This window comes from Sneathiella sp., assembly GCF_036844445.1.
Classification (GTDB): Bacteria; Pseudomonadota; Alphaproteobacteria; order Sneathiellales; family Sneathiellaceae; genus Sneathiella.
Genome location: NZ_DAIUFV010000004.1, coordinates 69,917 through 84,167 on the forward strand (window position 1 = coordinate 69,917; position 14,251 = coordinate 84,167).

The following is a 14,251-nucleotide window of genomic DNA, read 5'->3' on the forward strand; positions in this document are numbered from 1 at the left end:
TAGCCGGATCGGCGGGAATATCGACATAAAAAAAGGGAGCGATACGCTCCCTTTTTCCTTCATTCTGCCGCTGGTCAGTTCCGTCGCCACCAGCCGCGCTTGGGTTTGGCGTCCGCGATGACGACTTCCTCGCGCGCATCCTCGCTGATGACGGTGACGGAGACGGGCTTGTCGACAACCTCTTCTTCCGAGGCGGCAGGCTCAGCCGTCGCATCCTCGTCAGCGGCAGGGGCGGCGTCAGCCTCGCTTGCTGCCAGAGCCGGCTGATCATCGACCGGTGCTTCTTCCGGAGCGGCCTCCGCCGGTGCGTCCGCATCCGCCGTCTCCGCTTCAACTTTCTTAGTCACCCGGCGCCGGCGCGCCGGCGCCTTTTTCTTCGCCTCAGCCGCCTCAGCCGGGGCTTCCTCTGCGGTCTCGGCAGCAGCTTCGGGTGTTTCATCTGCCGTCTCGTCCGAAGCCGGCGCCTCGTCAGACTTCACCGGGGCCTTGCGGCGGGTGCGGCGGGGCTTCTTCACCTCGGCCTCAGCGGCCTCCTCCGGTGAGGGCTCGGCAGCATCACTGTCCGCGCCGTCGCTTTCCGCATCTGTCGGCGCTTCGGCATCATCAAGCGTCGCTTCGGCGTCCTCAGACGTGACCGTAATCGGAATAGTGACGGGCGCATCGCTGGCCGTTTCATCCGACGCAGTGTCATCCGGCGCGCTCAAAGTGTCAGCGGTCACGTCATCGCCATTTTCCGCGGATCCTTCCGCAAATGAGCGCTGATCATCGCTGCCAGCCCCGCGAGAACGGCGACGCCCGCCGCGCTTGCCGCGCCGCCGACGCTTCGGCTCATGCGTTCCTTCCTCGCCCTCGCCATGCTCCGTGCTGTCGCTTTCCGCCTCGGTGGCGGGTTGGTCTTCAGAGCTTTGTGCGGCAACGCCATTTTCCTCGCGCGGCTTGCGGCGACGACGGCGGCGGCGACGGCGGGAGGAGGAACCATCCTCATCGTCATCGTGGCTCCGCGCGTGGCCGTTCTCTTGATCATGGTCATGATCATGCTCGTCGTCCTCATCCTCCTCCTCGGGTGCGGCGGAGGCATAGCTCGTCGGGAGTTCGCGGGTGATGGGCGTGAGATCGCCGGGACGGCCTTTCTCGCGCTCCATATTATAGTCATTCATATTGATCGTCGGATCGGCGAGGATCAGGATCGTCATGCCATAGAGATTTTCCAGATTCTGGATGACGGCGCGCTTCTGGTTCAGAAGATAGATGGCGACTTCGGTATGCACGCTCACCGTGATCTTGCTGCTCCGCTCGCGCACGCCTTCTTCTTCGAGCATGCGAATGATGAGAAGCGCCGTCGATTCAATGGAGCGGACAAAGCCCGATCCGCCGCAGATCTGGCAGGGCGTGGTGCTGCTTTCAAGGAAGCTCGGCCGCAGCCGCTGACGCGACAGCTCCATCAGCCCGAACGGGCTGATCCGCCCAACCTGGATGCGGGCGCGGTCGGATTTGAGGCAGTCCTTCATCCGCCGCTCAACCGCGCGGTTGTTGCGGTTGTCGTCCATATCGATGAAGTCGATGACGATCAGTCCGGCAAGATCACGCAGGCGGAGCTGGCGGGCGATTTCCTCGGCCGCTTCAAGATTGGTCTTGACGGCGGTATCCTCGACATTGCGCTCGCGCGTTGCCTTGCCCGAGTTGACGTCGATGGAGACGAGCGCCTCCGTCGGGTTGATGACGATATAGCCGCCCGATTTCAACTGCACTTCCGGATGATACATCGAGGCGAACTGCTGCTCGACCTGGAAACGGTGGAAGAGGGGGATCTTGTCCTTGTAGGGCTGCACCTTCTTCGCATGGCTCGGCATGAGCTTGCGCATGAAGTCCTTGGCGACCTTGTAGCCTTCCTCGCCTTCGACGAGGACTTCGCTGATATCCTTGTCATAAAGATCACGGATGCAGCGCTTGATGAGGTTCGCCTCTTCATAGACGCAGTAAGGCGCGATGGATTTCAGCGTCAGTTCGCGGATATCATCCCAGAGCCGCATGAGGAATTCATAGTCGCGCTTGATCTCGACCTTGGTGCGGGAGAGACCGGCGGTGCGGATGATGACGCCGATGCCTTTGGGAACATCCAGCTCCTGCGCGATCTTCTTCAGCCGCTTGCGGTCGGCCGGGGCGCTGATCTTGCGGCTGATCCCGCCGCCGCGCCCGCTGTTCGGCATCAGGACGCTGTAACGGCCGGGGAGGGAGATATAGGTCGTGAGCGCCGCGCCCTTGTTGCCGCGCTCTTCCTTGACAACCTGCACCAGCAGGATCTGCCGGCGCTTGATGACTTCCTGGATCTTATAGTGGCGCCGCGGGGCCGGACGGGGATCATCGATATCATCATCGCCCCCAACGCTTTCGACATAATCGTCATCGCCCCGGTCAATGACTTCGACGCGGCCACCGCCATTGCTGTCGCCATTGCCATTCGCGCCGTCATCGCCGTTGCCGTTGTCGTCGGCGTCAGCGTCAGAGCCGTCACCGGCGGCTTCCGCGGTCTCCGTATCGGCATCCGCATCGTCCGCAGCACTCTCACCATCGGAAGCTTCTTCTGGAGGGTCCGTTTTGACGGGATCGCCGTCATCGGCATCGCTCGCCTCGAGTTCCTCCGCCGTTTCCTGCTCGATCAACGCTTCACGATCCGCGATGGGGAGCTGGTAATAGTCGGGATGAATTTCGTTGAAGGGGAGAAAGCCGTGGCGATTACCGCCATATTCCACAAAGGCCGCTTGCAGCGAGGGTTCGACCCGGGTCACCTTTGCGAGATAGATATTGCCTTTAAGTTGTTTTTTCGAAACCGTCTCGTAATCAAATTCTTCAAGACGGGTACCTTTTACTATTACGACGCGTGTCTCTTCCTCGTGAGACGCGTCGATCAGCATACGCGTAGCCATACATCAGCTCCAGGACTGCAGGCCCTCGTTATGAGTCGAGAGGGCATGAGCCAATTTTTGAGGAAATCGTCGGCGCCGCCCGCTTCTCTCTCGACGAAGGTCTGAAAAAAAACGCCTTGCCGAGGCGGCTGAAATTCCGGCTGCCGTAACCCGTCTTCGCCAATGAAAACGGGAACGATTTCTGTTTCACCTTTTTACTGCATTGTCTTAAGCGCTGTAGCCTGACGCTCCGGGGATTGATGATTGTCAATGCCTGCAAAAGCTGTCGGTTACGGCGCCGTCCCGACCCCAAATATATATGGCGGGGGAACTGACCACAGAAACTCACGTGCATATAATAGCGCCATTGCCACTTTGATACCAAGTGAATAATGACCGGCGGCGAAAAATATTCGTGATCCGCACCTCTGCGCATTGATTAGCGCCGGTAAAGCCGTTAATTTAGGTCATTCGGCGGCGTTTGCCGCACCTGCGTAGCGTAATTTATTTGATCCGGATCTGGATATGGTCAGTCGATTTTTCCGACTCCCTTTACTGCTGCTGACGCTTCTGGGGATGTCGCTATCCGTTACGGCGTTTGCCGCCCCCGGCCTTGAAGTTTCCGCCGTCCGTCTCGGTCAGCATGAGACCAAGACACGTTTCGTCATGGAATTGAACGCCGCGCCGACGTTCGATGTGTTTCTGCTCGCCGATCCCTACCGCATCGTCATTGACCTGCCGGAACTGACCTGGCGGGCGGGCGATACCAGCCTGCACCGCAAGGGCGTGGTGCGGAATTTCCGCTGGGGCCTCTTCAAGAAGGGCACGTCGCGCGTCGTGCTCGATGTGACGGGACCGGTGAAAATCCTCCAGACCGCGGTGTTGCCGCCCTCATCGGGCATGCCGTGGCGCTTCTTCATGGATATTCAGGAGACCGACAATACGGCCTTCCGCAACACCGTCGATGCGCAGCGCCGCGGCGGCGAGGCGACGCAGGTTGCGCTTGTCGCGCCGCCACCGCCGAGCCTGGTGCGCAAATATACCGTCGTCATTGATGCGGGGCACGGCGGCATCGATCCCGGCGCGATCGGCCAGAGCGGCGTCTATGAGAAGAAAATCACCCTCGCGGTCGCGCGCAAGATCCGCGATATCCTCGCAAAGGACAAGAAATACAATGTCCTGATGACGCGAGATGATGACACCTTCCTCAGCCTTCGCGAACGGGTGACATTCGGGCGGAGCGCGAAGGCGGATCTCTTTATCTCCGTTCATGCCGATTCGATCAGCCGGCCGAGTTTCCGCGGCGCCGCCGTCTATACCCTCTCGGAGAACGCCTCGGACGATGAAGCGGCGGAACTTGCCAAGGAGGAAAATAAATCCGACCTGATCGCCGGCGTCGATCTCAGTGCGCAGGACGATACCGTGCAGGGTATCCTGATCGACCTTGCGCAGCGCGAGACCAAGAATTTCTCCGTCAAATTCGCGGAAATGCTGACGCCCGAGATTGCCCGCTCCGGCATGACCGTGCGCGGCAAATCGCACCGCTTCGCGGGCTTTCGCGTTCTCAAGGCGCCCGATGTGCCCTCGGTGCTGGTCGAGCTTGGCTATCTCTCGAACCGCGAGGATGAGCGCATCCTGAAATCCGCCGACGGGCAGCAGAAGCTGGCGGAGGCGATCGCCCGGGCGGTCGATAAATATTTCAAGACAGTCGATCCTTGAGCATTGCGCGGGCGCAGGGCGCGCCCTATCTACGCTCTTTTCGTCTGAAAAAATTTAAATCTGTTCTATATTGACAGAACATATCCGTATCGAGATCCGATTTTATGAAGCGCCTGGCAAAATTCCTCCTCCTCAGCTTTTCCCTGCTGCTCTTCCTCGGTGTTGTAGCGGCGGGCGCGGTGGTCTATGGCTTCTATCATTTCGGCAGGGGCCTGCCTGAATATGACCAGCTCACGCGCTACGAGCCGCCGGTGATGACCCGCGTCCATGCGGGCGATGGCAGCCTGATCGCGGAATATGCGCATCAGCGCCGGCTGTTCGTTCCCATCGAGACCATCCCCGATATCGTCAAGCAGGCGTTTGTCGCGGCGGAGGATCAGAATTACTACGCGCACCCCGGTGTCGATTTCCAGGGTATCGCCCGCGCCGTTGTCACCAACCTCAAGAATATCGGGCAGGGACGGCGGCCGGTCGGCGCCTCCACCATCACGCAGCAGGTGGCGAAAAACATGCTGCTGACGAACGAGGTCTCCTATGAGCGCAAGGCGAAAGAGGCGATCCTCGCCCTTCGCATCAACAATGCGCTCAGCAAGGATCAGGTGCTTGAGCTTTATCTCAACGAGATTTACCTCGGCCACCGCGCCTATGGCGTTGCGGCGGCGGCGCTCTATTATTTCGACAAGTCGCTCGATGAGCTGACGATTGCCGAGGCGGCCTATCTCGCGGCGCTCCCGAAAGCGCCCAACAACTACAACCCCTTCCGCTTTCCCGAGCGGGCGGTGGAACGGCGGAACTATGTGATCGGCCGGCTGCTCGAGGATGGCTATATCACGCCAGAGCAGGCCGCAGAGGCCTATGCGACGCCGCTGCTTGCGCGCGAGGGCGGCGATGCGCAGGTTATCAAGGCGGAGTGGTTCACCGAGCAGGTGCGGCGCGAGATTTACGATCTTTACGGCGAGAAGGCGCTTTATGATGGCGGCCTTTCCGTGCGCACCACCATGCAGACCGATATGCAGCAGATCGGCGAGAAGCTGCTGCGCGCCGGCCTTCGCGACTATGATCGCCGCCACGGCTGGCGCGGCGTCTTCTCGAATATCGAGACGGGCGAGGGATGGGCCGCGCGCCTTGCCGAATTCCCGCGTCCGAAGGGGCTCGGCGACTGGCATCTCGCGCTTGTCCTCGGGGTCGATGACGCGGCGGCCGATATCGGTTTTTCCGACGGGAGCGAGGGAAAAATCCTGCTGGAAGACCTCAAATGGGCGCGCGAATATCTCGGCGTGGACAAGCGCGGGCCCGCCATCGCCGCGCCGTCGGACGTGCTGAAGGTTGGCGATGTGATCGCGGTGTCGGCAAAGGCCGGCGCGGAGTCGGGGCAGCGTCTCTTTGCGCTTGAACAGATCCCGAAAGTTTCGGGCGGTCTCGTTGCGATGGATCCCCATACCGGGCGCGTCTATGCGCTTGTCGGCGGCTGGAGCGCCGATGTCTCGCATTTCAACCGCGCCATTCAGGCCTATCGCCAGCCGGGCTCGGCCTTCAAACCCTTCGTCTATGCCGCCGCCCTCGATAACGGCTTTACGCCCGCCGACAAGGTGATGGACGGCCCCTTCGTGCTGACCCAGCCGAATGGCGAGCGATGGAAGCCGAGCAACTATTCGAACCGCTTTTACGGGCCGAGCACGCTCCGTCTCGGGATCGAGAAATCGCGCAACCTGATGACGGTGCGGCTCGCCCGCGCCATCGGCATGGAACCGATCGTCGATTACGCCCGTCGCTTCGGCATTACCGACAATCTGATGCCGACGCTCTCGATGGCGCTTGGCGCCGGCGAGACAACGCTGCTTCGCCTCACCACGGCCTATGCCGAGCTCGTCAATGGCGGCAAGAAGATCACGCCGACGCTGATTGACCGGGTGCAGGACCGCCGCGGCCACACCATCTATCGCCATGACAATCGCCCCTGCGCCGGCTGTAATGTCGCGGCATGGGAAGACCAGAAGGTGCCCGAGCTTTTCGATAACCGCGAGCAGATCCTGCCGGCGACGACCGCCTATCAGATCGTCTCGATGCTGGAAGGCGTGGTGCAGCGCGGCACCGGCCAGTCGATCAAGGTCGTCGGCAAGCCGCTCGGCGGCAAGACCGGGACCACCAACGAGAGCAATGATGCGTGGTTCGTCGGCTTCTCGCCCGATCTCGCGGTCGGCGTCTATATCGGCTTCGACACCCCGCAGAGCCTTGGCCAGCGGGAGACCGGCTCAAGCGTCGCCGCGCCCATCTTCCGTGATTTCATGGCCGCCGTGCTGAAAAATCAGCCGGCGACGCCGTTCCGCGTGCCGGAAGGCATTCGCCTTGTCCGCATCAATGAGCAGACCGGCGAGCCGGCGGGACGGGGCGACAAGAATGTCATCCTTGAAGCCTTCAAGGCGACAACCGGCAATATCGCCCGGCGCGGCGTTCTCGACGGATCGGAAGCGGACGGCTTTGCGCCTGCGGTCACCGAGAGGGAGGAGACGCCGCTTTCTCCCGGCAGCGCGATCCGCTCCGGTACGGGCGGGCTTTACTGATCCGCTTTTTCAGATTACTTTCCGGCGACATTTATGAATAGCGTGGAGTGAAACATGCGTGCAGAACATCAGTCACTGGTCGATGAAATCAAGCAGGGCATGTCCCTGCTGAGGAGGTATCTTTGACTGGGATAACGCCACGCGCCGCCTTGAGGAGCTGAACGCCCTCGTCGAGGATCCCGATCTTTGGAACAATGCCGCCAAGGCGCAAAGCCTGATGCGCGAACGCACCAGCCTCGATAACGCGCTGACCGCCTACAACCGCATTCAGCAGGAACTTGAAGACAACACCGACCTGATCGAACTTGCCATCGAAGAGGGCGATGAGGAGACGCTGACCGAGGCCGAGACGGCGCTGAAAGAGCTGCTGGCGGACGTCAACCGCCGCCGCCTTGAAAGCATGCTGTCGGGCGAGGTTGACGCCAATAACTGCTATCTTGAAATTCACGCGGGCGCGGGCGGCACGGAATCGCAGGACTGGGCGCAGATACTCCTTCGCATGTATATGCGCTGGGCCGATCAGCATGGGCATAAGGTGACGGTGCTGGAAGAAAGCCCGGGCGAAGAGGCGGGGATAAAATCCGTCACCATCGAGATTGCGGGCGAAAACGCCTATGGCTGGCTCAAGACCGAGAGCGGCGTGCATCGACTTGTCCGCATCTCGCCCTTTGATTCCAACGCGCGGCGGCATACCAGCTTCTGCTCCGTCGGCGTCTATCCCGTCATCGATGACGAGATCGATATCGAAATCGAGGAGAAGGATCTGCGCATCGACGTTTACCGCGCGTCCGGCGCCGGCGGGCAGCATGTCAACCGGACGGAATCGGCGGTTCGCATCACGCATATCCCGACCAACGTCGTCGTGCAGTGCCAGAATGACCGCTCGCAGCACAAGAACAAGGCCGAGGCCATGAAGATGCTGAAATCGCGCCTTTATGAGCTGGAACTGCAAAAACGCGAAGCGGAAGCGCAGGAGACGCGCGACAGCCAGACCGATATCGGCTGGGGCCATCAGATCCGCTCCTACGTGCTGCATCCCTACCAGATGGTGAAGGATCTGCGGACCGGCGTTGAAAAAGGCAATGCGCAGGGTGTGCTGGACGGCGATCTCGATGATTATCTCGCCGCGGCGCTCGCCCAGAAAATCGGCGGCGAGGAAAGCGCGGCTTAACCTTCCGCGTCACTCTTATTGAAGAGGTGAGAGAGCGCATCGCCTGCCTGGGCGAGCGCTTTTTCCGCATCAGGAAAAACGCCTGTCAATGACATGAAGCCATGCACCATGGCGGGAAAGCGCACCATGCCGACGCGAACGCCCGCCGCGTTCAGCGCCTTGCCGTAGCTTTCCGCCTCATCGCGAAGCGGATCGAAGCCGGCGGTGATGATAAGGGCGGGCGGCAGACCTTCAAGATCCGTCGCGAGCGCGGGCGATGCGCGCACATCATCCCTCTCGCGCGGGCTATTGAGATAAAGATCGCGGTAGCCTTCCATGCGCGAACGCGTGAGGAAAAAGCCGTCGGCAAATGTCGTGTGGCTCGGCGCGGAAAGATGCGCATCGAGCGTCGGATAGAGGAGAAGCTGAAGCATGGGCGAGGGGCCGCCCGCACGCTTTGTCTGCTGCGCCGCCGCCGCCGCGAGGCAGCCGCCGGAGCTGTCGCCGCCGACCCCGATACGCGCCGGATCAAAGCCATAGTCCGCCGCATGTTCCGCCGCCCAGAGAAAGGCCGCACAGGCATCCTCCACCGCGGCCGGAAAGCGATGTTCGGGCGCCAGCCGATAGTCAACCGAGAGGACGCCGAAACCGCCATAGGCGGCAAGCCGTGCACAGAGCCCGTCATGGGTCGCGACGGAGCCGCGGATATAGCCGCCACCGTGATAATAGACGAGCAGCGGCAATCCGGCCGCCTTGCTGGGGCGATAGAGGCGGGCTGGTATCTCGCCCGCAGATGTTTTGAGGATAAGATCTTCCACTACGTGAAGGCGCGGGCGCTTTCCGGCGAGCAGGCGAACGGTTCTCGCGAGCCGCTCACGCGTCTCGGGCACGTTTTCAAGCGTCACCGGCGCGGCGCTTTTGCGATCGAGATCGGCAAGAAAGCGCGCCTTCGAATCGAGCGTCTGCCCGTCGATAACGACAGGCTTCAGGCCGTAGCAAAGATTGAAAAAGGACGCCGGAAGAAGTTTGAGCGCCGCGACGATCAGCCGTTCAATCATATTCGGCGGCTTCGTCGCAGCAGCGCATGGCCTCAGGCGGAGACGCGGGCGATCTGCTTCTCTTCGAGAAGCTGCTGAAGCTCGCCGGTTTCAAACATTTCGCGCATGATATCGCAGCCGCCGATAAATTCGCCCTTCACATAGAGCTGGGGAATGGTCGGCCATTCGCTGTACACCTTGATGCCCTCCCGAATGCCGGGATCGGTCAGCACGTCGATGCCTTTGAATTTGACGCCGAGATGGGACAGGATCTGTACAGCCGTTGCCGAGAAGCCGCACTGCGGGAAGATCGCGGTGCCTTTCATGAACAGCACGACATCGTTGGATGTCACTTCGTCGGAAATTCTGTCTTTGATTGCCTGATCAAGCATTTAGAAATCCTCTCAATATAAATTCGGATCAATCGTCGTCCGGCGTGGCAGTCTGCAGGGCGAGGGCATGCAGCGCCTCTCCCATATTGCCCTTCAGCGCCTCGTAAACCATCTGATGCTGGCGCACGCGGGGCAGGCCAATGAATTGGGCGGAGACCACCAGGGCGGCGTAATGATCGCCATCACCCCTGAGATCGGTAATTTCGACCTTTGCGTCCGGAATACCTTCTTTGATCAGCCGTTCGATTTCATTCGCATCCATTGCCATGGACTTTTTTCTCCTTCAACTGCCGGGTTCCGCCATTAGGGCCGGCAGCCATTCTGCATGTACTTTTCGCAGCTTAGCCACAGATATGGTGAGCCAGTCACCGATTTTCAAATCAGTATGACCGATCGTTCCAAGAATGTGTAGGGGAATATCCTGCTCTGCGGCAAATGCCCGCAGGCGCTCGACATCGCCGGGCTTTGCGGTCAGCACATAGGCCGCCTGGCTTTCGCCGAACAGCGCCGCGTGGGGCGGCAGATCGGTCGGGATATTGAGATCCGCGCCGAGATCGCCGGCAATCGCCATTTCGGCAAGAGCAACGCCGAGGCCGCCATCGGAGAGGTCGTGGGCGGCCGTCACCAGTCGCTTCTCGATCATCGACCGGAGATAGTCGCCATGCTTGCGCTCGCGGGCGAGATCGACCACGGGCGGCGCGCCTTCCTCGCGGCCCTCAATCTCGCGAAGGTAGAGCGACTGCCCCATCTCCCCGGTCAGGTCGCCGAGCAGCAGCACCACGTCGCCGGCAGATTTGAAGGCCACCGTGGTCATTACGCTGTAGTCTTTGAGGATACCGACACCGCCAACCGCCGGGGTCGGGTGAATGCCAACGCCGTTGGTCTCGTTATAGAGCGAGACGTTCCCGGAAATGACAGGAAAATCAAGAGCTAGGCAGGCGTTCTTCATGCCTTCGATGCAGCCGACAAACTGGCCCATAATCTCCGGGCGCTGCGGATTGCCGAAATTCATGCAGTCGGTGATCGCAAGCGGCAGCGCGCCGGTCGCCGTAATATTGCGCCAGGCTTCCGCAACAGCCTGCGCGCCGCCCGTCTCGGGATCAGCGTAGCAGTAGCGCGGCGTGCAGTCGGTGGTGATGGCGAGCGCCTTTTTCGTGCCATGCACGCGGACCACCGCGGCATCGCCGCCCGGCCGCTGCAGCGTGTCGCCCATGACCATATGGTCATACTGCTCCCAGATCCATTTGCGGCTCGCGATCTCGGAGGAGCCCATCAGTTTCAGCAGCACTTCGCCAAGGTCGTTGGGGGAGGGAACGTCATCGGCAGAAATCTTCGCCTGCGGCGGGGTTTTCACCCACGGCCGGTCATATTCCGGCGCGGCATCGGCGAGTGGCGCGACGGGCAGGTCCGCCACCACCTCGTCATGCATGGTGAGGATCATGCGGCCGGTATCGGTGACCTTTCCGATGACCGCGAAATCGAGCTCCCATTTCTCGAAGATGCGGCGTGCTTCCTCTTCCCGGCCGGGTTTCAGGATCATCAGCATCCGCTCCTGGCTTTCCGAGAGCATGATCTCATAGGGCGTCATGCCTTCTTCGCGCATCGGCACCTGATCGAGATTGAGCTCGATGCCGACGCCGCCCTTATCCGCCATCTCAAATGATGAGGAGGTGAGGCCGGCCGCGCCCATATCCTGAATGGCGACGATCGCATCGGTCGCCATCAGCTCCAGGCAGGCCTCGAGCAGCAGCTTTTCGGTGAACGGGTCGCCGACCTGCACGGTCGGGCGTTTCTCATCGCTGTCGTCATCAAATTCGGCCGAGGCCATGGTCGCGCCGTGAATGCCGTCGCGCCCTGTTTTGGAGCCGACATAGACGACCGGGTTGCCGATGCCGCCGGCGGCGGAATAGAAGATCTTGTCCGCATCGACAAGCCCGACGGTCATCGCGTTGACGAGGATGTTGTTGTCATAGGAGCTGTGGAAATTCGTCTCCCCGCCCACGGTCGGCACGCCCATGCAGTTGCCATAGCCCGAAATGCCGGCAACGACGCCGGCGACGAGATGGCGCGTCTTCGGATGATCCGGCCGGCCGAAGCGGAGCGCGTTCATATTGGCGATGGGGCGCGCGCCCATGGTGAAAACGTCGCGCATGATGCCGCCAACCCCGGTCGCCGCGCCCTGATAGGGCTCGATATAGGAGGGGTGGTTATGGCTCTCCATCTTAAAGACGGCCGCCTGGCCATCGCCGATGTCGATAATTCCGGCGTTTTCGCCAGGTCCGCAGATCACCCACGGGGCTTCCGTCGGCAGGGTTTTCAGCCATTTTTTTGACGATTTATAGGAGCAGTGCTCGCTCCACATCACCGAAAAGATGCCAAGTTCCGTAAGGTTGGGGGTGCGCCCCAGGACCTTCAGCAGCTCTTCATATTCGCCGTCGCTCAGGCCGTGCTCGGCGACAATTTCCCTGGTAATTTCAGTCATGATCTCAAAGAATAGATGTTACGAGATGATCGAAAAAGCGTCTGCCGTCGGTGCCGCCAAGTTCTTCGGAGATGAGCCGCTCGGGATGCGGCATCAGGCCGAGCACGTTGCCCGCCTTGTTATAGATACCGGCGATATTGTCGAGGGAGCCGTTGGGGTTTGCGGCCTCCGTGACCTCACCCTCGGCCGTTGCATAGCGGAAGGCGATCTGGTTGTTGTCCTGCAGTTCCGCAAGGGTATCCGGATCGGTGAAGAAATTGCCATCCATATGGGCGATCGGGAAGCGGACAACATCCTGATCACCATATCCGCCAACGAAGAGATCATTCTTCGCGGCGATCTTCAGGTAAACATCGCGGCAGATGAATTTCTGGTTGGCGTTGCGCAGCAGCGCGCCCGGCAGGAGCCCGGCCTCGGTCACCACCTGAAAGCCGTTGCAGATGGCGAGGACCGGCGTGCCGGCGGCCGCCTTTTTGACAACCTCGCGCATGATCGGCGAGGTCGCAGCCATGGCGCCCGGGCGCAGGTAATCGCCGTAGGAATAGCCGCCCGGAATGGCGATCAGGTCCGTCGGCGGCATCTCGCTGTCGCCGTGCCAGACCATATCCGGATCCCGCCCCGTCGCCGCCGCAAGGGCGACTTTCAGGTCCCGGTCACAGTTGGAGCCCGGAAATACGATAACGGCCGCCTTCATCGCCCAAACCTTTCTGAATCAGTCAATAATCTCGATCCTGTAATTCTCGATCACGGTGTTGGCGAGAAGCTGCTGGCACATCTTCTCAACCTCTGCCTTCGCGCTCGCCGCATCCATGGGGGCGAGATCGAGATCGATCGTCTTGCCCTGGCGGGCGTCCAGAACCTTGTCAAAGCCCAGCCCCTGCAGGGCATGGGAAATCGCTTTTCCCTGGGGGTCGAGAACCCCGTTTTTCAAGGAAATATACACACGTGCTTTCATCTGATCCTCATACGGGGGCGCCGGGCCCCTGACTAAAAGAAGCGTGCCGCGGGGCGCGTTTTACTGAATGGCCGTGGTGCCCTGAAGATCGCCGGGGCCGCCTTCGGGAATAATGCCAAGCCGCCGTGCGACTTCCTGATAGGCATCCTCAACCCCGCCGAGATCGCGGCGGAAGCGGTCCTTGTCGAGCTTCTTGCTGGTCGCACTGTCCCACAGCCGGCAGTTATCGGGGCTGATCTCGTCGGCGAGAATGATATGCATCTCATCGCCCTCGTAAAGGCGGCCGAACTCCAGCTTGAAATCGATCAGGCGGATGCCGATGCCGGCGAACAGGCCAAGCAGGAAATCATTGATGCGCAGCGACTGGTTGACGATATCATCAAGCTCCAGCGGATTGGCCCAGCCGAAGGCGGTGATATGCTCTTCCGTCACCATCGGGTCGTTCAGCTCGTCCGATTTGAAGTAATATTCGATGATCGGGCGGGGCAGGGGCGTGCCCTCGGTAATACCGAGCCGCTTGCAGATCGAGCCGGCCGCAACGTTGCGGATCACCACCTCGATCGGGATGATTTCAACCTCCCGGATCAGCTGCTCGCGCATATTGAGGCGGCGGATGAAATGGTTGTGAATACCGATTTCCGCAAGCTTGATCATCAGATGCTCGGAAATGCGGTTGTTCAGCACTCCCTTGCCGGTGACGGTCGCTTTCTTCTCGCCGTTGAAGGCGGTGGCATCGTCCTTGAAATACTGCACCAGCGTGCCGGGCTCGGGTCCTTCGAAAAGAACTTTCGCCTTGCCTTCGTAGACGCGTCTACGTCGGGTCATGGAAAAACTCCAACTCATCGAAAAGGCGGTCTTCCGCCGGAGATAAATATCAGGCGGCGTCACTGCAGGTTGTGCATCGCGCCGTCATACCCATGTGCCGATGCGTCATTGCAAAGGCAAGCGGAACATAATGCAGAACTGCGGCAAAGACAACATCTCCTTACGGCTGCGGGGCGGCCAGCGGGCAGAATTTTTCTTGCAGGGCTAGGCGGAGCGCCCCATCTTCG

The 14,251-nt window shown here is 60.7% G+C and carries 11 protein-coding genes; 3 read left to right on the forward strand and 8 right to left on the reverse strand.

Annotation, left to right across the window (positions count from 1 at the left end):
- Positions 1 to 74: 74 nt before the first annotated feature.
- Complete coding sequence (locus tag V7Z56_RS09235) at positions 75 to 2,924, reverse strand: ribonuclease E/G (RefSeq protein WP_334129125.1); 2,850 nt, start codon at positions 2,922 to 2,924, stop codon at positions 75 to 77.
- Positions 2,925 to 3,428: 504 nt separating this feature from the next.
- Here V7Z56_RS09235 and V7Z56_RS09240 point away from each other — a divergent pair.
- The 3 genes from V7Z56_RS09240 to prfB all read left to right on the forward strand — a co-directional run bounded on the left by V7Z56_RS09240 (position 3,429) and on the right by prfB (position 8,354).
- Positions 3,429 to 4,622 (forward strand): N-acetylmuramoyl-L-alanine amidase, encoded by a 1,194-nt coding sequence (locus V7Z56_RS09240; RefSeq protein WP_334129126.1) that lies wholly within the window; start codon positions 3,429 to 3,431, stop codon positions 4,620 to 4,622.
- A 113-nt stretch (positions 4,623 to 4,735) separates the two neighbouring features.
- Positions 4,736 to 7,183, forward strand: coding sequence for a penicillin-binding protein 1A (locus V7Z56_RS09245; RefSeq protein ID WP_443023783.1), 2,448 nt, complete (start codon positions 4,736 to 4,738; stop codon positions 7,181 to 7,183).
- Between the two features lie 54 nt (positions 7,184 to 7,237).
- Positions 7,238 to 8,354, forward strand: a protein-coding gene (gene prfB, locus V7Z56_RS09250; protein WP_334129128.1) for a peptide chain release factor 2 whose coding sequence is annotated in 2 segments (ribosomal slippage) — positions 7,238 to 7,306 and positions 7,308 to 8,354 — 1,116 coding nt in all. Because the reading frame shifts where the segments join, the coding sequence is not laid out codon by codon here.
- On the opposite strand, the gene V7Z56_RS09255 is transcribed toward prfB, so the two are convergent.
- Genes V7Z56_RS09255 through purC form a run of 7 tightly spaced genes read right to left on the reverse strand, consistent with a single transcriptional unit; the run spans position 8,351 to position 14,024 of the window.
- Complete coding sequence (locus V7Z56_RS09255) at positions 8,351 to 9,391, reverse strand: alpha/beta hydrolase (RefSeq protein ID WP_334129129.1); 1,041 nt, start codon at positions 9,389 to 9,391, stop codon at positions 8,351 to 8,353. The two genes, prfB and V7Z56_RS09255, sit on opposite strands and share 4 nt — an antisense overlap.
- Before the next feature lie 32 nt (positions 9,392 to 9,423).
- On the reverse strand, positions 9,424 to 9,762 hold the full coding sequence (grxD, locus tag V7Z56_RS09260; protein WP_334129130.1) for a Grx4 family monothiol glutaredoxin: 339 nt from the start codon (positions 9,760 to 9,762) through the stop codon (positions 9,424 to 9,426).
- Positions 9,763 to 9,790: 28 nt separating this feature from the next.
- Entirely contained in the window at positions 9,791 to 10,030 is a 240-nt protein-coding gene (locus tag V7Z56_RS09265; RefSeq protein ID WP_334129132.1) for a BolA family protein, read from the reverse strand.
- A 15-nt stretch (positions 10,031 to 10,045) separates the two neighbouring features.
- Positions 10,046 to 12,244, reverse strand: coding sequence for a phosphoribosylformylglycinamidine synthase subunit PurL (purL, locus tag V7Z56_RS09270; protein WP_334129133.1), 2,199 nt, complete (start codon positions 12,242 to 12,244; stop codon positions 10,046 to 10,048).
- Positions 12,245 to 12,248: 4 nt separating this feature from the next.
- A complete protein-coding gene (gene purQ / locus V7Z56_RS09275) occupies positions 12,249 to 12,938 on the reverse strand; it encodes a phosphoribosylformylglycinamidine synthase subunit PurQ (protein WP_334129134.1) in 690 nt (229 codons plus the stop codon).
- Positions 12,939 to 12,956: 18 nt separating this feature from the next.
- Complete coding sequence (gene purS / locus V7Z56_RS09280) at positions 12,957 to 13,199, reverse strand: phosphoribosylformylglycinamidine synthase subunit PurS (RefSeq protein ID WP_334129135.1); 243 nt, start codon at positions 13,197 to 13,199, stop codon at positions 12,957 to 12,959.
- Between the two features lie 60 nt (positions 13,200 to 13,259).
- Entirely contained in the window at positions 13,260 to 14,024 is a 765-nt protein-coding gene (gene purC / locus V7Z56_RS09285) for a phosphoribosylaminoimidazolesuccinocarboxamide synthase (RefSeq protein WP_334129136.1), read from the reverse strand.
- Positions 14,025 to 14,251 lie beyond the last annotated feature (227 nt).